The sequence below is a fragment of the Pararoseomonas sp. SCSIO 73927 genome (assembly GCF_037040815.1).
GTDB lineage: Bacteria > Pseudomonadota > Alphaproteobacteria > Acetobacterales > Acetobacteraceae > Roseomonas.
In genome coordinates, this window is the sequence record NZ_CP146232.1 from 3,761,262 (window position 1) to 3,777,970 (window position 16,709).

The following is a 16,709-nucleotide window of genomic DNA, read 5'->3' on the forward strand; positions in this document are numbered from 1 at the left end:
CCCGATCCGTTCAACCTTGGCCGGGCAGCTCCGAGACGGCGAGGGAGAGGCCGAGCAGCTCGCCCGCCTCGTCCCGCGCGGGGGCGGTGTGGAGGAGCGCGGCGCCCCGGCCGGCGGGAAGGAACCAGATCCGCGGCGGGATGGGCTCGCCGCGCCGGGCGTGCTCCAGGTCCGAATGGGCCTGGGCCATGGCGGCCGGGTCGATCTCGCCGAGGCTGCGGCCGGAGAGGGCGCGGGCGTCCATCCCCATCAGCGCGCTGAAGCGGCGGTTGGCGGCGCCGATCCGCAGCGCCCGGTCCACGAAGACCAGGGCCACAGGGGCGGCAGCGTAGATGGCCTCCAGCTGCGTCAGGCGCTGCTCGCCGGAGGGGTAGCGGGTGGCGGGGGCGAAGGCCATGGCGCCGCGGGCGTGCAGCATGGGCGGCACTTCCGCGGCCGGGACGGGGCGGCCGAAGAGCCAGCCCTGGGCGTAGTCGCAGTCCAGCCGGGCCAGGGCCTCCGCCTGGGCGTCCGTCTCCACGCCTTCCGCCACCACGGGGGCGCCGAGGCTGCGGCCGAGGCCGATGACGGCGCCGACGATCTGCCGGCTCTCCTCCGAGTCGCCCATGGTGCGGACGAAGCTGCCGTCGAGCTTGATCTCGTCGAAGGGCAGGGCGCGCAGGCGGGTGAGGCTGGAGTGGCCGGTGCCGAAATCGTCCAGCGCGATGCGCACGCCCTTGCCGCGCAGCAGGTCCGCGGCGACGCGCGCCCCGTCGATGTCGCCGATCACGGCCGTCTCCGTGATCTCGATCTTCGTGCGATCCAGCGGGAAGCCGGTGGCCTGGACCGACTCCTCGAAGAGGGCGGGCATGGCCCTGTCCTGGAAGTGCTGGGGTGAGATGTTGAAGGCGAGGCGGAAGCTGCCGCCCCAGTCCAGGGCGGCGAGGCACGCGGAGCGGATGATGTGCCGGGCGAGGTTGGCGGCAAGCCCATGCCGCTCCGCCACGGGCACGAAGCGGGCGGGGGGCATGGGGCCGAAGTTCTCGTCGGTCCAGCGGGCCAGGACCTCGAAACAGGCGATGGACCCGCTCTTGAGATGCACGATGGGCTGGAAGGCCGGGCGGATCGTGCCATGGCGCAGCGCGGCCTCGATGGCTGTGGCGATCGCCTCTTCGTCCTCGCGGATGATGGTGTGTGCTCCTGTGCCTGGCCCCGTCCCTGCGGTGCGGCGGGCCGTGTGGCTAGCGCCGAGTGCAGCCGGTGGTTGCGCTTCGGGATGGATTGCCCAAGCATGTGTTACGCCCGGGGAACCCCGATGCCAGGGACACTCCTCGCATTGCGCTGGACGGGGCGGCGGGGAAGGATGCCCGCCGGAAGCGCCGAACCTGGCGCGCGATCAGAAGGGGGGAAGCGCGTGGCAAATGCGCTGAAGGAGGCCTGGAAGGCCGGGCGCCGGACGGTGAACGGGTGGCTTGCCATTCCCTCGGCCTTCTCGGCCGAGGTGATGTCCGGGATGGGCTTCGACAGCCTGACGGTGGACCTGCAGCACGGGGTGCAGGACTACATGTCGGCGGTGGAGTGCTTCCAGGGCATGCAGCGGCACGGGCCGGTGCCCCTGGCCCGGCTGCCCTGGAACGAGCCGGGGATCGCCGGCAAGCTGCTGGACGCGGGCGCGCAGGGGCTGATCTGCCCCATGGTGAACACGCGGGAGCAGGCCGAGGCCTTCGTCTCTTCCTGCCGCTACCCGCCGGCCGGCACGCGGTCCAACGGGCCGGTGCGGGCCGGGATCTACGGCGAGGTCGGGCGGTACTTCTACGACGCGAACGACGACACCCTCTGCCTGCCGATGATCGAGACGCGGGAAGCGGTGGCGAACCTGGACGCGATCCTCGACGTGCCGGGTGTGGACGGGATCTACATCGGCCCGACCGACCTCGCGATCTCTCACGGCTACCTGCCGCCGGTGATGGAGCGGGAGGACAAGGAAATGCTCGATCTCTACGAGATGCTGATCCGCGCCTGCCACGACAGGGGCAAGTTCATCGGGCTGCACGCGATCACCGGCGCCTACGTGAAGCGCATGCACGGGATGGGCTTCAACTACGCGACCATGGGGAGCGACATCAACGCGATGGTGTCCGGGGCGCGGGCGCAGATGGAGGCGTTCAAAGGGTAGGCGTCCGGTCCTTCGCATCCGGCCTGTCCCGGGGAGAGGAAGAAGGAATTCTTCCTCTCTCCGGACCCCTCACCATCATCTTCTTTTAGGCTTTGGAATCACTCGGCTGATGGTACGCCTCGGGTCGATGACCCGAGGCGACTGCCAGGGCAGGACCGGGTCCTTTCCCGCCGAAACCCCGTGTCAGAACGGTGCGGCGGCAGCCAGATGGGGATCCAAGGGCCTCAGGCCCTTGGCGGGGGTCCAGGGGGCGGAGCCCCTTGGGGCCGGCCGCGCCCACCTCAGCCCAGCTGATTGAGCTGCTGCGTGAGGCGCAGCTCCTCGTGGTCGGTTTCGGAGACGAGGCCGACCAGGAGTTCTTCCGGGACGGGTTTCGTGCCGTGGTGGTCCAGCAGGGCCTGGCGCCCGGCACGCAGGGCAGCGAGGCGGATCTGCAGGCGGGCCTGGAGTTCGGCCTGCGGGCCGCCGGCGGCCACGCCGCCGAAGACGCGGTCGAGGTCCCGGAACTCGCCCACGATGTCGCGCGCGATGGCGCCGTCCAGCGGGCTGTCGAGGCGTCCCTGGACCTCTGCCAGGGCGGCGTGGGCCATGAGGCGGCGGGCGGCGGCTTCGCCCGCGCTCATCCCGTTCCGGCGGGGCTCCACCACGCCGAGGCGGAGGATGAGCCATTCGAGGGTGGTGCCCTGGACGACGAGGGTGACGAGGATGGCGATGAAGGCGAGGAAGATAAGGAGGTCGCGATGCGGCACCTCGAGCGGCAGGGCGAGGGCGGTGGCCAGCGAGACGACGCCGCGCATGCCGGCCCAGCCGATGATTGCGGCGTGGCGCGGCCGGGGCAGGGCGTGGTCGTGCGAGAGGGAGGGGAAGAGGCGCGGCAGGTAGGCGAAGGGCATCACCCAGGCCAGGCGCGAGACGACGAGGGTAAGGGAGACCGCGAGCGCGGCGAGAACCACGGTGCCGGCCGGTTCCTTCTCCAGCCGTTCCAGGATGCCGTTGAGCTGCAGCCCGACGAGGATGAAGACGAGGCTGGTGAGCGTGAATTCCACGAAGTTCCAGGTCGCGATCGCCTCCACCCGGGTCTGAGGAGCGAGGAGGGCGCGCTGGCGGCCGGAGACGATGATGCCGGTGGTGACGACGGCGATCACGCCGGAGACGTGCACGGCCTCCGCCGCCAGGAAAGCCGCGTAGGCGATGAGGAAGGTGACGGCGACCTCCAGCGCCGTGTCCTCCAGCAGGGGCAGGAGGCGCGAGGCGGCCCAGGCCACCGCCCAGCCCACCGCGAGGCCGCCGAGGGCGACCCCAAGGAAGGTGAGGGCGGCGACCGCGGGGCTGACGCTGGCGGTGGCGAGCGCGCCGACGGCGAGGCGGAAGAGGACGAGGGCGGAGGCGTCGTTCACGAGGCTCTCGCCCTCCAGCACCGTGACGATGCGGCGGGGGAGCGGCAGGCGCTTGAGGATGGCGGCGGCGGCGACGGCGTCCGGCGGGGCGACGACGGCGCCGAAGGCGATGGCGGCCGCCCAGGGCAGGTCCGGCAGGAGGAGCTTGGCGACCAGGGCCACGCAGGCGGCGGTGAAGAGCACGGCGCCGACGGCGAGGAGCAGGATGGGCCGGATGGAGGCGCGGAACTCCTCCCAGTCGGTCCGCCAGGCGCTGGCCTGGAGGAGCGGGGGGAGGAAGGCGGCGAGCGCCAGGGTCGGGTCCAGCTCGACCCGCGGCATGCCGGGGATGAAGGCCAGGGCCATGCCGCCGATGATGAGCACCACGGCGTAGGGCAGGCGCGTCCGCCGGGCGAGGACGGCCAGGGCGACGCAGGCCGCCAGCAGGGCCAGGATGACCTCGAGGAGATTCATGGGGGAAGTCTGGGGCCGTGCGGTGGCGGAGGATAGGACGTTGCTGCCGCGCCGGGGCGTGCGGGGCATGAAAAAGGCCGCCCCGGTCCCCCGGGGCGGCCCTTCTCGTTCCGCGGCACTGGGCCGCGCGGGGACTACTCGGCCAGGGCCTTGTTCTTGCCGGCGCGCAGGCCGGGCAGGAGCATGGCGGCGAGGACGATGGCCGCGATGGCCAGAAGCGTCGCGCTGATCGGGCGCTCCACGAAGACGATCGGATCGCCGCGGGAGAGCAGCATGGCGCGGCGCAGGTGCTCCTCCATCATCGGGCCGAGCACGAAGCCGATGAGGAGAGGGGCGGCCTCCATCCGGAGCTTGGAGAAGATGTAGCCGAGGATGCCGAAGAACAGGGTCTGGTAGACGTCGAAGACCGAGTTGTTCAGCGAGTAGACGCCGATGGCGCAGAACACGAGGATCGACGGGTAGAGGAACTTGTAGGGCACCTGCAGCAGCTTCACCCACATGCCGATGAGCGGCAGGTTGATGACGAGCAGCATGAGGTTGCCGACCCACATGGAGCAGATCAGGCCCCAGAACAGGTCCGGCTGGGCCTCCACCATGCGGGGGCCGGGCTGGATGCCCTGGATGATGAGCGCGCCGACCATCAGCGCCATCACGGCGTTGGCGGGGATGCCGAGGGTGAGCAGCGGGATGAAGGAGGTCTGGGCGGCCGCGTTGTTCGCGGATTCCGGACCGGCCACGCCCTCGATCGCGCCGTTGCCGAACTCGTGGCGGTAGCGCGAGATCTTCCGCTCCATCATGTAGGAGCCGAAGGCCGCGAGCGAGGCGCCGCCGCCGGGCAGGATGCCCAGCATCGAGCCGACCACCGTGCCGCGCAGCACGGAGGGAATGGAGCGCTTGAACTCGGCGCCGGTGAGCATGAGGCTGCCCACCTTCCCGGACATGACCGAGCGGGCCTCCGGGCGCTCGAGGTTCAGGATGATCTCGCCGATGCCGAAGATGCCCATGGCGATGGAGACGAAGCCAAGGCCGTCGGACAGCTCCGGCACGCCGAAGGTGAAGCGCTGCTGGCCGGTCTGGACGTCGGTGCCGACGAGGCCCAGCGCGACGCCGAGCACCACCATGGCGATGGACTTCAGGACCGAGCCCTGGGCCAGCACCGCGGAGATGATGAGGCCGAGCAGCATGAGCGAGAAGTAGTCCGCCGGGCCGAAGGAGAGCGCCACGGAGGTGAGCAGCGGGCCGGAGGCCGCGACGACGAGGGTGGCCACGGTGCCCGCGAAGAAGGAGCCGACGGCGGCGATGGTGAGCGCCGCGCCGGCGCGCCCGTTGCGCGCCATCTTGTAGCCCTCGAGGGTCGTGACGACCGACGAGACCTCGCCCGGCAGGTTCAGCAGGATGGCGGTGGTGGAGCCGCCGTACTGCGCGCCGTAGTAGATGCCGGCGAGCATGATGATGGCGGTGGTGGCGGGCTGGCCGAAGGTGATCGGCAGCAGCAGCGAGATCGTGGCGACCGGGCCGATGCCCGGCAGCACGCCGATCGCGGTCCCGATCAGCGCGCCGAGCAGCGCGAAGAGCAGGTTGTCCAGCGACAGGGCGACGCCGAAGCCGTGCGCCAGGTTTCCGAGAAGCAGTTCCATGGGTTTGTTCTGGCCCTTCCTTTCTTGGCGCTTAACCGAAGATGGTCGGCCACAGCGGAACCCGGATGTCGAGTTCCTTGATGAAGACGAACCAGCAGAGGACGCAGAGGAAGAGGGTCATCCCCGCGATGCTGATCGGGTTGTGCTCGCGGTCGGCCAGGGCGGCGATGATGCAGAGCAGGACGATCGAGAGGATCAGCCCCAGCGGCTCCAGCGACAGGCCGAACACGGCGAAGGAGGCGAGGGTGAGGCCGAGCGCCCGCCAGGCCGGCGAGATCGCGAGCACGAGCATCGCGACGAGGCAGGCCGCGCCCACCTGGATGTAGTTGTTGTTGTAGCCCGCGGCCTCCATTACCCGCCAGATCACCACGCCGACGATGACGCTGGCGGCGAGGGTAGTGAAATCGAGCTTCGTCCAGCGCTCCAGCGGGTCAGGGCCGCCGGTGAGGCCGATGAGGAACACGATGGCGCCGAGGCCGAACTGCAGCCAGAAGACGAGCATCGGCATGTAGCCGGGGCCCATGCGGCGCGCGGATCCGAGGGTGTGCTGTTCCAGCCCCAGCCCGAGGAACCCGCCGTTGATGTACAGGCCCATCACGGCGAGGAACATCAGGAGTCCCCCCGCCCATAGGTCCTTCGCGCTGATCTTCATGAACTCTCCACCCCTAAGTCCCTCAAAGATACCGTCCGACGGGAGGGGCGCCGAGGGCTGAGGGGTGGGCACGCTGCCGCCCGCGGAGGCCCATGAGGGCTCCGCGGCCGGCATCTTCCGTGCCTTCTTCCCAGAATCCTGACGCTCCCCCCGATAGAGAGAGGTGGCGCAACCTATTTGCCCGCGCGCCAAGCTACAAGCACCGGTTTGATCCCCTCCTTGTCATGGATGCTTCTTCACCTACGATGCGGCGCAACATCGTTGCGAGATTCCATGTCATGACAAACGCGCAGGTCACGGGAATCAATGAGCCGGGGCGGCGGATCGCCGAGCAGGCGGCGGCGCTGCTGCCCGCGCTTTCCGCCATCCGGCGTGACATTCATGCACACCCCGAGCTCGCCTTCGAGGAGGTGCGGACGGCCGGAATCGTCGCCGCCGAGCTGGCGCGGATGGGAATTCCGCACCGGACCGGGCTGGGCGGAACCGGCGTGGTCGGGATGATCGAGGGCGGGCGGCCCGGGCCGACGCTGGCCATCCGGGCGGACATGGACGCGCTGCCGATCCACGAGGAGACAGGGCTGCCCTTCGCCAGCACCGCCGACGGCAAGATGCACGCCTGCGGGCACGACATCCACACCGCCACCCTGCTGGGGGTGGCGGAGGTGCTGCGGGGCATGGCGCCGATGCTGGCCGGGCGGGTGGCGCTGGTGTTCCAGCCGGCCGAGGAGGTGCTGGGGGGCGCCGCCGCCATGATCGCGGACGGGGCGGCGGAGGGGATCGACCTGGCGCTGGGCTTCCACAACCACCCGGACATGCCGGTGGGGGAGACGGGGTTCGCGCGCGGGGCCTGCCTCGCGGCCTCGGACCGGTTCGACCTGGTGGTGCGCGGGAAGTCCGGCCACGCGGCGCACCCGGAATCGGCGGTGGATCCGATCGTGGCGGCGGCCCACTTCGTCTCCCAGGTGCAGACGGTGGTGAGCCGGGAGGTAGACCCGCTGCGCCCGGCGGTGGTGACGATCGGCATGTTCCAGGGCGGCGCCACCTACAACATCATCCCCGAGCGAGTTCACCTGAAGGGCACGATCCGCACGCTGGACGAAGGGACGCGGGAGATCGCCGGGGCGGCTATCCGGCGGCTCTGCGCCGGGCTGGAGGCGGGGTTCCGGGTGGAGTGCGCGCTGGACTACCGCCGGCTGGTGCCGCCTCTGGTGAACGACGATTCCGTGCTGGACCGGCTGCTGGCGGCGGTGACGGCCCAGTTGGGCGAGGCGCCGAGGGCGGGCGTGCCGAGCATGGGGAGCGAGGATTTCGCGGAGTTCGCGCGGCTTGTGCCCTCCGCCCACCTGCGGATCGGCTCCGGCGCGCCGGGGCGGGCGGACAAGCTGCACAATGCGGGGTATCAGCCGGATGAGGGCTGCATCGCCGTGGGCGTGCAGGCCCTCTCGCGCGCGGCGCTGGAGATCCTGGCATGAAGGTCTGTATTTTCGGGGCGGGGGCCATCGGCGGGCACCTGGCGGGGCGGCTGGCCCGCGGCGGGGCCGAGGTGAGCGTGGTGGCGCGCGGCCCCGCCCTCTCGGCCATCCGGGAGAAGGGGCTGACGGTGCAGGCGCCGGACGCGACCTTCACGGTGCGCCCGGCGGCGAGCGACGACCCGGCGGCGCTCGGGCCGCAAGACGCAGTGGTGGTGACGGTGAAGGGGCACCAGCTCCCCGGTGCGGCCGCCGCGATCGCGCCGCTGCTGGGGCCGGAGACGGCGGTGGCCTTCGTCATGAACGGCATTCCCTGGTGGTACTTCGACCGCCACGGGGGCGCGCTGGACGGGCGGGCTCTGCCGGCGCTGGACCCGGGCGGGGCGGTGCGCGCCGCCGTGGGCGTGCGGCGCACGATCGGCGGAGTGGTCTACTCCGCCTGCACCGTGACGGAGCCGGGGACCGTGCACGTGGAGAACGCGGGCGGGAAGGTGATCCTGGGCGAGCTCGACGGCTCGGCGAGTGGGCGGGTGGAGGCGCTCTCGGCGGCGATCGCGGCCGGGGGGCTGGCAAGCCCGGTGGTGCCGGATATCCGGCGCGAGGTGTGGCTGAAGCTCGTCTCCAACATCTCCTTCGGGCCGCTCTGCCTGCTCTCCCGCCAGGGGATCGGGCCGACGCTGGCCGAGCCGGTGCTGCGGGCTGCCGCGGTGCGGGCGCTGGAGGAAGCGCGGGCGATCGCGCGCCGGCTCGGCATTCCGCTGGAGTTCGATGTGGACGCCCGGGTGAAGGGCTCCGAGGGGGTCGCCCACAAGCCCTCGATCCTCCAGGACATGGAGGCCGGGAAGGCGGTGGAGATGGAGGCAATGCTGGTGCAGCCGCTGGCGCTGGCGCGCATGGCCGGGGTGGAGACGCCGACCCTGGACCTGCTCGTGGGGCTGGCGCGCAAGGCGGCCGAGGCCTCGGGGCAGTACGCGCCGGCGGGGTAGCGGCCGGGCATGAGAAAGGCCGGACGGGGGGACCCGTCCGGCCTTTTCTGTGGGCTCCGTGCCCCGGCTTACCAGCCGTAGTAGGGGCGGGGCGCGTAATAGGCCGGCGGCGGCGGCGGCGCGTAGTAGACGGGCGGCGGCGCGTAATAGACCGGCGGCGGCGGGGCGTAGTAGGCGCGGGGCGCGTAGTAGCCCGGCGGGGCCAGGGTGGCGCCCGCGATGGCGCCGAGGGCGAGGCCGCCGACGATGGCGCCCGCGACGGCGCCGCCATGGCCGCGATGGCGGTGCCAGCCCTGGGCCTCGGCGGGGGCCGCGGAGGCGGCCGTCAGCGCGGCGGCCGCGACGCCGGCGAGGGCGAGAGTGCGAAACCTGGTCATCGGAACGGCCCTCCTGGGCTCTCTTGATGCTGCGATCCTGGCGGCGAAATGGCGCGGGATTGTGGCGGGGGCGGGGTGCCTTCGTGGTTCCCCGCGGCGGCCCATCTCAGTCCACCCCCTGCGCCTCGTCGTAACGCCCATATGGGGCGCCGGCTGCGGGAAGGGGAGGGGGAAGGGCGGTCTGGCCGAGGACCCATCCCTCCCAGCGGCGCACCCAGGGATCGTTCGGGACGAGGTCCGGGCGGGCGCCGTCCAGCACGGCAACCACGCAAAGGAGGCCGAGAAGGCTGTCGAACCGGTCCTCGCCCGCCGCGTTCGCGCCGAAACCGTCGGCGATCGTGACCTCGAGCGCCGGATCGGGGGCGACGCAAAGGCGCTCCATCGCGGCGCGAAGGGCCGGGGCGGCGGCGCGGCGGACGGATTGGGCGCGCTTGCTGCCGGACAGGCGGACGGCGAGGTGGCGCATGGCCTCGGCGGGGTAGGTCTCGGCGAGGGTGGCGGTGCCGGGGGCGAGCAGGGCGTGCAGCCCGCCCTCGAAGGGCCAGAGGCGGTAGGGGGCGCCGCCTGCCAGGGCGGGGGAGAGCCAGTCCCGCCAGGCGGCGATGGCGGCCTTGCCGGTCTGGTTCGCGCCGAGGGTCCAGAACAGGGGGGCGCCGGCAGGGCGCTCCGCGGTGGCGCGGTCGCAGAGGCGGGAGAGGTCGGCGGGGCCGGCGAAGCCGAGCGCGGCGGCGTGGGCGGCGCGGGTCATGCCGCGCAGGCCGACCCGCGGGTAGAAGGGCCGGGCGGGGCCGACCGTCTCCAGGGTGTCGCTCACCTCCAGGAAGCCGGGGGGCGGCGCGCGGAGGAAAGCGGGGAAGCCGGATTCCGGCCGCGCGGCGGCCCAAAGGGCGGCCCAGGCGCGCGGCAGGCCCAGGGGAAGGTCCAGCCCGAGGGCGAGGGGCGGGCCTTCCGCCATCAGGGCGGCGGTGCGGGCGGCGGGGTCGCCGACCGGTGCCGGGGCCTCGGCGGTCCAGGCGCCGCCGCGTTTGCGGGCGACGCTGATCCAGCGCTTGCCGGGGTGGGCGGACCAGTCGGCGTGGGCCGCGGTGAGATCCGGGGTCAGGAGCCCTTCAGGGGCTGCTGGGCGCGGTCCAGCAGGCGGCGGAAGAGGTTGGGCTTCTTCCCCGGCTCCGTGGCGGCGGCGCGGGCGGCGGCGGCCCCTGCGGCAGCGCGGCGCTCCTCCTCGCGGTCCTTCTCCTTTGCGGCGAGCCACTTCTCCAGCGAGAGGCCGGCCTTGGCGGCGCGGCGGGCCTCGTAGGCGCGTTGGGCGTCGGTCATGCGCGGCGGCGGGTTGGCCATGCGGAGGTCTCGCGGGAGAGGGGGCGGCAGACTGCCGGCCCGTGAAGGACGCGTGCGGGAAGGACGCGCGTGGATGGCGGGTGAATGGCGCGGCGGCGGGCGGGCATCAAGCCCCCTTGCGTTTCCCCTTCCCCGGGGCGCCGAGGGGTGGGAAGAGGCAGGGCATGGAAGCACGGGTGAAGGCGGGGCTCTGGGCCTCGATGGCGCTGCGGATGGGGGACGCCGCCGGGCGGCCCGGGGCGGTGCTGCGGAAGGGCGATCCGGACAGCGGCGGCATCCTGGTGGTGCTGCGCGGTCGGGAGGGGCTGGTGGCCCTGGCCCAGACGCGGGACGCGATGGGGCGCCCGGCCTGGGTACGGGGCACGGGCGCGGCGCCGGTCGATGACGAGGCGCTGGACGCCTACGTCGCCCGGCAGGTGAAGCGGGACCCGGACCTCTGGGTGCTGGAATTCGAGACGCCGGACCTGCTGCCGCCCTTCGAGGCGGTGATCCTCTAGTCCAGCTTCGGGATTACGCTCTCCACCGCCTCGCAGGCCGCGCCGATGCCCCGGCCGACCGAGCAGGCGCCATCCCACAGGAAGCCCCCGACATCGCCGACGAGCCCTGCCGCCCTGTCCAAGGTGTCCATTGCGGTGGCGGTCTCGCCGATGTTGTCCAGGGTGCTGGACTTGCCGCCCTCCTCGGCGGCGCGGCGGGCGCGCTCCAGCTCCTCCTCGTTCTTCGCGGCGATGGCGGCGGCGTCCTCGGGATTCATGGGGCCGTTTCTCCTGGCCTGAGGTGCCCGGGGTCTCCTTCCCGGTCCCTTTTCCAGTTGCAGCCGGGCATGGCGGATTCAAGGCCGGCGGGGCCCGGCCCGATCAGCGATCCGTGAGGCGCAGCTCGATGCGGCGGTTGCGGGCGCGGGCGCCGGGGGTGTCGGCGGGGTCGAGGGGCTGGAACTCGCCGAAGGCGGTGGCGGCCACGCGGTTCGCGGGCAGGCCGTTCTGGATCATCAGCTGGGCCACGGCGATGGCGCGGGCGGAGGAGAGCTCCCAGTTGCTGCCGTAGCGGGCGCCGGGGCGGACGGGGGAGTTGTCGGCGTGGCCGTCCACCCGCAGCACCCAGTTCGTGCCCTCGGGGATACGGCCGGCGATGTCCAGCAGCAGGCGGGTGACGTTGGCGATCCCCTCCCGGCCGGTGTCGGACAGCTCCGCGCTGCCGATGGGGAAGAGGACCTCGGACTGGAAGACGAAGCGGTCCCCGGCGATGCGGATCTCCGGGCGGTCGCCCAGCACGTCGCGCAGGCGGCCGAAAAAGTCGGAGCGGTAGCGCTGCAGCTCCTCCACCCGGGCGGCCAGGGCGGCATTCAGGCGCTGGCCGAGGGCGGCGATCTGGGCGTCCTTCTCCCGGTCCTGTGCCTCCTGGGCGTCGAGCGCGCCAGCCACGCGGCGGAGCTCGGCGCGGAGCGCGTCGAGCTGCTGGGTGAGGAGGGCGGCCTGGGCGCGGGCGCTCTCGGCGAGGCGGGCATATTCCCCGGAGAGTGTCTGGTTCTGGGCCTCGGCGGCGCGGCGGGCCTCGCCCTCCGTGCGGGCGCTGCGGGTGGCCTCGGCGAGCAGGGTCTCGGCGGCAGTGCGGCCGCGCGCGGCCTCGGCCGCCGCCGCCTCAGCGGCTTGGCGCGCAGTCGTCGCCTCGGTGGCGCGGGTCTCGGCCGCCCTCTGAGCGGCGGCGGCGGACACGGCCGCGGCCCTGGCGTCGTCCCGGGCGGTGCCGGCCTCAGCGGCGGCGTTCTCGGCCCCTGCGGTGGCCAGCTCGGCCGCGCGGCGGCGGCGTTCCTCATCGCCCGCGCGGGCCAGAGCGGCCCGGGCGGAGGCTTCCGCCTGGTCCCGGAGGGCGGTGAGGGCGCGGATCTGATCGTTGAGGCGGGCGATGTCGGAAGCCCGGGTCTCAATGATGGCGCGGTCGGCGAGGGTCTGGGTGTCGAGGCGGGCGATCTCCTGGCGCAGCCCGGCCAGCTCGCGGCGCGCGGCCTCCAGGGAGGCGCGAGCCTCGGCGAGGCTCCGCTCCGCACCCTGGCGGGCGGCGTTCTCGGTGGCGAGCGCCCGGCGGGTCTCGGTGAGGCCGCGGACGGTGCGGGCGGTGTCGGCGCCGGCGGCCTCGGCACCGGAGAGGGCGTCGGCGAGGCGGGCCTCCAGGCTGGCGATGCGCTGGCCGTTGCCGGAGGTGGCCAGCTCCGCGTCCGCGAGGCGGGCGGCGAGGCGGTCCCGCTCCTCCCGCGCCGCGTCGCGGGCGGAGGTGGTGCGGGCGGCCTCCGCCTGCAGGGAGGCGAGGTCGCGGCGGGTGGCGTCGCGCTCCGCCCCGGTGGCGCGGGCCTCCTCCTGCGCGCGGCCGAGGGCGGCGCGCAGCTCCTCCGCCCCGCCGCGCTCGAGCGAGAGAAGTTCGGCGAGCTCGGCCACCTGACGGTTCAGCCGGTCCAGCGCGCGGTCGCGCGAGGAGAGGGCGACGGAGAGGAAGCCCTGGGCGAGGACGAAGACGAGCAGGACGAAGATGATGATGATGAGCAGCGTGGCGAGGGCGTCCACGTAGCCCGGCCAAGCGTTGAGGCCCTCGCCCCGGTTGCGGCGGGAAGCGCCTAAAGGCATCGAAGCGGCCGCGAGGTCATGGGCGGGCCTGCAGGCTGGGTCGCGACCCGGATCCCTCCGGGCCGCCGGCCGCTGTGAAGCCCATCCTGGGCGGGCGGCGGAAGGGCTCGGTCACGAGCAGGACCGTTCCGAGGAGCAGGAGCCTAGCTAGGAAGGTCGGCGCGAAGTCATGACCACCGAAGCTAGCCTCAAGGAAGGCGGCGACCGCGCTCCACCAGAGGGTAAGGATGACGACCCGCGCGATTCTCGGGCCGAGGTGGCGGGTCATTGCGGCCATGCCCTCATTGACCCTGCGGCGTCTCGGCCATGGCCGCGATGGTGCGGGCCAGGACCTTGATCTCGGAGCGGATCTCCTGCGTGGACTGGGCGCGGCCCTGCGCGCTCTCCTCCAGCAGGCGGGCGAGGTAGAGCTCCACGTTGCGGAGGTGGTTACGGGAGGCGGCGTCGTGCTCCCCCGTCTCGCCCAGGCGCTGGAGGACGGGGGCGAGGCCGGACTGGGCCTCCGCCACGCGCTGCATCAGGAGCTGGCCGGCGCGCATCTGGTCGGTGAGGACGGTCAGGCGCTCGGCCAGGGTCTCCAGGGCACGGCCGGCACCGGCGCTGCGCTCCTCGCCGCGGATGAGGATGCGCTGCAGGCCCTCCAGGTTCTCGGCGGTCTGCTCCAGCAGGGCCTGGACATAGGCGGGGACGGAGCCGCCCTCCGCGCCGCCCTCGCCCAGCACGCCGGAGGAGAGGCGGGTGACGCCGGCCAGCCACTCCTCCAGCTCGTTGTAGAAGCGGGTCTGGGCCTGGCCTGCGGTGAGGTCGAGGAAGCCGAGCACGAGGGCGCAGGCGAGGCCGAGCATGGAGGAGGAGAAGGCGACCCCCATGCCCTGCAGCGGCTGGGCGAGGCCGGACTTCAGCTGGTTGAACAGCGTGGTCACGTCGCCGGAGCCGACGGACATGTTCTGGATCACGTCGGAGACGGAGCCGATGGTGAGGATCAGGCCCCAGAAGGTGCCGAGCAGGCCGAGGAAGATCAGGAGCCCCGTCATGTAGCGGGAGAGCTCGCGCTGCTCGTCCAGGCGGGAGGCGATGCCGTCCAGGACGCTGCGCATGGCGCCGGTGGAGAGCATCAGCCGGTCGGAAGACCGGCGGCTGGCCAGCATGGAGGCCATGGGGGCGAGGAGGCGGGGCGGCCGGGCGGCGGCCGCGGATGCCGCAGCGCCGGGCTTCGTCGCGCGGAAGGCGTTCAGCCAATCCACCTCGTGCTTCAGGAGGAGGACCTGGCGGATGCACCAGCCCGCGCCGAGGAGGAGCACGGCGAGGATGAGGGCGTTCAGCACGGGGTTCACGGCGAAGGCGTGCCGCAGCTCCCCGAAGAGAAGGGCGGCCACCAGCGCCACCACCACGAGGAACAGCACCATGCGGAGCAGGTAGCGGGTGGGGTTCGTCATGGCGTTCAGCCGCCTCTCGGGGCGGGGTTGGGGCGGGGCGTCGCGGCGGGCGCCGTGGCCGGCGTGGCGGCCGGCGCGGGGGCGGCCGCCTCCTTCGGGCGGGCGGCGGGCGGGGCGAGGACGTCGATCACGTCCAGCCCTTCGGGCGTGCTGCCCAGCGGGCGGAGGTCGATGCGCGTGGCGGCGAGGCCGCCGCGGACGAGGGAGGCCTTGATCGTGATGGCGCGGGCGAGGCTGGCGCGGCGGGCGAGGGACGGGTCGTCCGCCGGGCCGCTGACCTGGGCGATAATCGTGACGCGGCCGGTGCTCTGGTTCGCGAGGTAGCGGCCGATCGTCTCGAGGGAGAGGCGGGCGCCGTGGTCGGGCTCGCCCGCGCCGGTCCGGCCGGAGAGGCGCCATCCGCCGGCATGGCGCCGGGCGAGCTCCGGGGCGAGGACGAGGTTCGCCACCTCCATCGGCTCGGAAGGGCGGGGGGCGGCGGAGAGGTCGGCCGGGACGGGGGCGGAATCGGCGGGGTCGCCCGGTTCCTCCTCCGCGGCCGGTGAAGGGGCGGGCGAAGCAGCGGGCTGCGGCAGCGCCGGCTGGGCGGCGAGGAGGAGGGCCAGGGCCGCGGCAGGGGCGGCCCGGCGGAGGGCGGGGGCGATCACGCGCGGGAAGCTAGCCCAGGACGCGGCGGGCTTGAAGCGATGCCGGGTGTCCGATGCGGGTTGGGAACCCGGTCCGGGGCCGGGAGCCTCAGGCGGTGGCCGCCGCCTCGCCCGCCGCGCCGCGGCGCTCCGCCACGTAGGCCATGCCCTCGACCACCGCTTCCCGCAGCTTGCCGTGCAGGAAGGGATTACCGGCGACGATGTTGCCGGTGGCGTAGGGGTCCTCCTCGCCGGGGCCGGTCACGTAGCCGCCGGCCTCCTTCACCATGATGATCCCGGCCGCGCAGTCCCAGGGCTTCAGGCCGAGCTCCCAGTAGCCCTCGTAGCGGCCGGCCGCCGTCCAGGCGAGGTCGAGGGCGGCGGAGCCGAAGCGGCGGATGCCCGCGACGTGCGGCATGAGGCGGGCGAGGGTGGTGGAGAACTCCGCGCGTTGCGGCACCTTCGCGAAGGGGATCCCGGTGGCGAAGAGGGCGGCGTTCATGTCGCGCCGGCCGGAGACGCGCAGGCGCCGGTCGTTGAGGAAGGCGCCGCGGCCCTTCTCCGCCCAGAAGAGCTCGTCGGAGGCGGGGTTGTAGATCACGCCCGCCATGATCTCCGAGGCCTTGTCGGCGACGCGCCTCTCGATGCCGACGGAGATGCACCACTGCGGGATGCCGTGCAGGAAGTTGGTGGTGCCGTCGAGCGGATCGACGACCCAGCGCCACTCCCAGTCGGCCTCGCCGCTCTCGCCGCTCTCCTCCATCAGGAAGGCGAAGCCCGGGCGGGCGCGGCGCAGCTCCTCGCGCAGCGTCTCCTCGGCGCGCAGGTCGGCCTGGGAAACGAAGTCGCCGGGGCCCTTGCTGCTGACCTGGAGGTTCTCCACCTCGCCGAAGTCGCGCAGCAGGCGCCGCCCGGCCTTGCGGGCGGCGTTCACCACGACGGTCAGCGCGGGGGAGAGGCGTGCGGAGGGCTGTGCGCCGGACATGGTGCCTGGTTCAGCCCTTGGCGCGCTCGAGGTAGGACGCGTCCTCGGTGCGGACGACGATCTTCTCGCCGGCGGTGATGAAGGGCGGGACCATCGTCTTCACGCCGTTCGACAGCACGGCCGGCTTGTAGGAGGAGGAGGCAGTCTGCCCCTTCACCACCGGGTCGGCCTCGACGATCTCCAGCACCACCGTGTCGGGCAGCTCCATGGCCACCGGCTCGCCCTCGATGAGGCGGACGTTGACGGTCATGTTCTCGACGAGAAAGGGCAGGCGGTCGCCGAGGATGGAGTTCGGCACGGTCGTCTGCTCGAAGGTCTCGGGATCCATCAGGACGATGTTCTCGCCCTCGGCGTAGGAGTAGGTGAACTCCTTGTCCTCGGTCATCAGCCGCTCGACGGTGTCGGCGGTGCGCCAGCGCTGGTCCTTCTTCGCCCCGGTCTTGATGTTGCGCATGTCCACCTGGATCACCGCGGCGCCCTTGCCGGGGATCATGATGTTCTGCTTCAGGATCGTGTAGCGCTGGCCCTCGAACTCGATGACCATGCCGGCGCGCATCTGGTTGGCCTGCATCTTCGCCAT

18 protein-coding genes are annotated in these 16,709 nt (G+C 72.9%); 4 read left to right on the forward strand and 14 right to left on the reverse strand.

The genetic code is table 11. The annotated features are described in order from the left end of the window. Positions 1–10 precede the first annotated feature (10 nt). Positions 11–1,261 (reverse strand): EAL domain-containing protein, encoded by a 1,251-nt coding sequence (locus VQH23_RS17685; protein WP_338666120.1) that lies wholly within the window; start codon positions 1,259–1,261, stop codon positions 11–13. A 132-nt stretch (positions 1,262–1,393) separates the two neighbouring features. Here VQH23_RS17685 and VQH23_RS17690 point away from each other — a divergent pair, with 132 nt between their 5' ends. Then, positions 1,394–2,155 carry an aldolase/citrate lyase family protein gene (locus VQH23_RS17690; RefSeq protein WP_338662048.1) on the forward strand — a complete coding sequence of 254 codons (762 nt, stop codon included), beginning with the start codon at positions 1,394–1,396 and terminating at the stop codon, positions 2,153–2,155. A 281-nt stretch (positions 2,156–2,436) separates the two neighbouring features. Here VQH23_RS17690 and VQH23_RS17695 read toward each other — a convergent pair whose 3' ends face one another. The 3 genes from VQH23_RS17695 to VQH23_RS17705 form a co-directional block, all read right to left on the reverse strand. Then, a complete protein-coding gene (locus VQH23_RS17695) occupies positions 2,437–4,005 on the reverse strand; it encodes a Na+/H+ antiporter (RefSeq protein WP_338662049.1) in 1,569 nt (522 codons plus the stop codon). 134 nt (positions 4,006–4,139) lie between these two features. Continuing rightward, positions 4,140–5,642 (reverse strand): tripartite tricarboxylate transporter permease, encoded by a 1,503-nt coding sequence (locus tag VQH23_RS17700; RefSeq protein WP_338662050.1) that lies wholly within the window; start codon positions 5,640–5,642, stop codon positions 4,140–4,142. Between the two features lie 31 nt (positions 5,643–5,673). After that, positions 5,674–6,294 carry a tripartite tricarboxylate transporter TctB family protein gene (locus tag VQH23_RS17705; RefSeq protein WP_338662051.1) on the reverse strand — a complete coding sequence of 207 codons (621 nt, stop codon included), beginning with the start codon at positions 6,292–6,294 and terminating at the stop codon, positions 5,674–5,676. A gap of 278 nt (positions 6,295–6,572) precedes the next feature. On the opposite strand from VQH23_RS17705, the gene VQH23_RS17710 reads away from it, so the two are divergent. Then, positions 6,573–7,766: a M20 family metallopeptidase gene (locus VQH23_RS17710; protein ID WP_338662052.1), complete on the forward strand. Its 1,194-nt coding sequence runs from the start codon at positions 6,573–6,575 to the stop codon at positions 7,764–7,766. Beyond that, positions 7,763–8,749, forward strand: a complete 987-nt coding sequence (locus tag VQH23_RS17715) for a 2-dehydropantoate 2-reductase (RefSeq protein ID WP_338662053.1) — start codon at positions 7,763–7,765, stop codon at positions 8,747–8,749. Before VQH23_RS17710 ends, VQH23_RS17715 begins: the two co-directional genes overlap by 4 nt. 68 nt (positions 8,750–8,817) lie before the next feature. Here VQH23_RS17715 and VQH23_RS17720 read toward each other — a convergent pair whose 3' ends face one another. From VQH23_RS17720 to VQH23_RS17730, 3 genes are all read right to left on the reverse strand, one after another. Continuing rightward, positions 8,818–9,126 (reverse strand): hypothetical protein, encoded by a 309-nt coding sequence (locus VQH23_RS17720; RefSeq protein WP_338662054.1) that lies wholly within the window; start codon positions 9,124–9,126, stop codon positions 8,818–8,820. Positions 9,127–9,232: 106 nt separating this feature from the next. Next, on the reverse strand, positions 9,233–10,081 hold the full coding sequence (locus tag VQH23_RS17725; protein WP_338662055.1) for a hypothetical protein: 849 nt from the start codon (positions 10,079–10,081) through the stop codon (positions 9,233–9,235). Positions 10,082–10,224: 143 nt separating this feature from the next. Beyond that, positions 10,225–10,443 carry a hypothetical protein gene (locus VQH23_RS17730; RefSeq protein WP_338662056.1) on the reverse strand — a complete coding sequence of 73 codons (219 nt, stop codon included), beginning with the start codon at positions 10,441–10,443 and terminating at the stop codon, positions 10,225–10,227. A 185-nt stretch (positions 10,444–10,628) separates the two neighbouring features. On the opposite strand from VQH23_RS17730, the gene VQH23_RS17735 reads away from it, so the two are divergent. After that, on the forward strand, positions 10,629–10,961 hold the full coding sequence (locus VQH23_RS17735; RefSeq protein WP_338662057.1) for a DUF1491 family protein: 333 nt from the start codon (positions 10,629–10,631) through the stop codon (positions 10,959–10,961). On the opposite strand, the gene VQH23_RS17740 is transcribed toward VQH23_RS17735, so the two are convergent. The 7 genes from VQH23_RS17740 to efp all read right to left on the reverse strand — a co-directional run bounded on the left by VQH23_RS17740 (position 10,958) and on the right by efp (position 16,709). Further along, positions 10,958–11,218, reverse strand: coding sequence for a hypothetical protein (locus VQH23_RS17740; RefSeq protein WP_338662058.1), 261 nt, complete (start codon positions 11,216–11,218; stop codon positions 10,958–10,960). The genes VQH23_RS17735 and VQH23_RS17740 overlap by 4 nt on opposite strands. Positions 11,219–11,321: 103 nt before the next feature. After that, positions 11,322–13,082, reverse strand: a complete 1,761-nt coding sequence (locus VQH23_RS17745) for a peptidoglycan -binding protein (RefSeq protein ID WP_338662059.1) — start codon at positions 13,080–13,082, stop codon at positions 11,322–11,324. Between the two features lie 16 nt (positions 13,083–13,098). Continuing rightward, entirely contained in the window at positions 13,099–13,350 is a 252-nt protein-coding gene (locus VQH23_RS17750; RefSeq protein WP_338662060.1) for a hypothetical protein, read from the reverse strand. A gap of 13 nt (positions 13,351–13,363) precedes the next feature. Continuing rightward, complete coding sequence (locus VQH23_RS17755; RefSeq protein ID WP_338662061.1) at positions 13,364–14,518, reverse strand: flagellar motor protein MotA; 1,155 nt, start codon at positions 14,516–14,518, stop codon at positions 13,364–13,366. 5 nt (positions 14,519–14,523) lie between these two features. After that, entirely contained in the window at positions 14,524–15,165 is a 642-nt protein-coding gene (locus VQH23_RS17760) for a hypothetical protein (RefSeq protein ID WP_338662062.1), read from the reverse strand. An 88-nt stretch (positions 15,166–15,253) separates the two neighbouring features. Then, positions 15,254–16,129 (reverse strand): inositol monophosphatase family protein, encoded by an 876-nt coding sequence (locus VQH23_RS17765; protein WP_338662063.1) that lies wholly within the window; start codon positions 16,127–16,129, stop codon positions 15,254–15,256. A 10-nt stretch (positions 16,130–16,139) separates the two neighbouring features. After that, on the reverse strand, positions 16,140–16,709 hold the full coding sequence (gene efp, locus VQH23_RS17770) for an elongation factor P (RefSeq protein ID WP_338662064.1): 570 nt from the start codon (positions 16,707–16,709) through the stop codon (positions 16,140–16,142).

What these genes read in the sequence shown, in the direction of transcription:
- VQH23_RS17695 (WP_338662049.1), bottom strand. Translation starts at nt 4,005, where the DNA reads ATGAATCTCCTCGAGGTCATCCTGGCCCTGCTGGCGGCCTGCGTCGCC.
- VQH23_RS17700 (WP_338662050.1), bottom strand. Translation starts at nt 5,642, where the DNA reads ATGGAACTGCTTCTCGGAAACCTGGCGCACGGCTTCGGCGTCGCCCTG.
- VQH23_RS17705 (WP_338662051.1), bottom strand. Translation starts at nt 6,294, where the DNA reads ATGAAGATCAGCGCGAAGGACCTATGGGCGGGGGGACTCCTGATGTTC.
- VQH23_RS17710 (WP_338662052.1), top strand. Translation starts at nt 6,573, where the DNA reads ATGACAAACGCGCAGGTCACGGGAATCAATGAGCCGGGGCGGCGGATC.
- VQH23_RS17715 (WP_338662053.1), top strand. Translation starts at nt 7,763, where the DNA reads ATGAAGGTCTGTATTTTCGGGGCGGGGGCCATCGGCGGGCACCTGGCG.
- VQH23_RS17720 (WP_338662054.1), bottom strand. Translation starts at nt 9,126, where the DNA reads ATGACCAGGTTTCGCACTCTCGCCCTCGCCGGCGTCGCGGCCGCCGCG.
- VQH23_RS17725 (WP_338662055.1), bottom strand. Translation starts at nt 10,081, where the DNA reads ATGGCGGAAGGCCCGCCCCTCGCCCTCGGGCTGGACCTTCCCCTGGGC.
- VQH23_RS17730 (WP_338662056.1), bottom strand. Translation starts at nt 10,443, where the DNA reads ATGACCGACGCCCAACGCGCCTACGAGGCCCGCCGCGCCGCCAAGGCC.
- VQH23_RS17735 (WP_338662057.1), top strand. Translation starts at nt 10,629, where the DNA reads ATGGAAGCACGGGTGAAGGCGGGGCTCTGGGCCTCGATGGCGCTGCGG.
- VQH23_RS17740 (WP_338662058.1), bottom strand. Translation starts at nt 11,218, where the DNA reads ATGAATCCCGAGGACGCCGCCGCCATCGCCGCGAAGAACGAGGAGGAG.
- VQH23_RS17745 (WP_338662059.1), bottom strand. Translation starts at nt 13,082, where the DNA reads ATGCCTTTAGGCGCTTCCCGCCGCAACCGGGGCGAGGGCCTCAACGCT.
- VQH23_RS17750 (WP_338662060.1), bottom strand. Translation starts at nt 13,350, where the DNA reads ATGACCCGCCACCTCGGCCCGAGAATCGCGCGGGTCGTCATCCTTACC.
- VQH23_RS17755 (WP_338662061.1), bottom strand. Translation starts at nt 14,518, where the DNA reads ATGACGAACCCCACCCGCTACCTGCTCCGCATGGTGCTGTTCCTCGTG.
- VQH23_RS17765 (WP_338662063.1), bottom strand. Translation starts at nt 16,129, where the DNA reads ATGTCCGGCGCACAGCCCTCCGCACGCCTCTCCCCCGCGCTGACCGTC.
- efp (WP_338662064.1), bottom strand. Translation starts at nt 16,709, where the DNA reads ATGGCGAAGATGCAGGCCAACCAGATGCGCGCCGGCATGGTCATCGAG.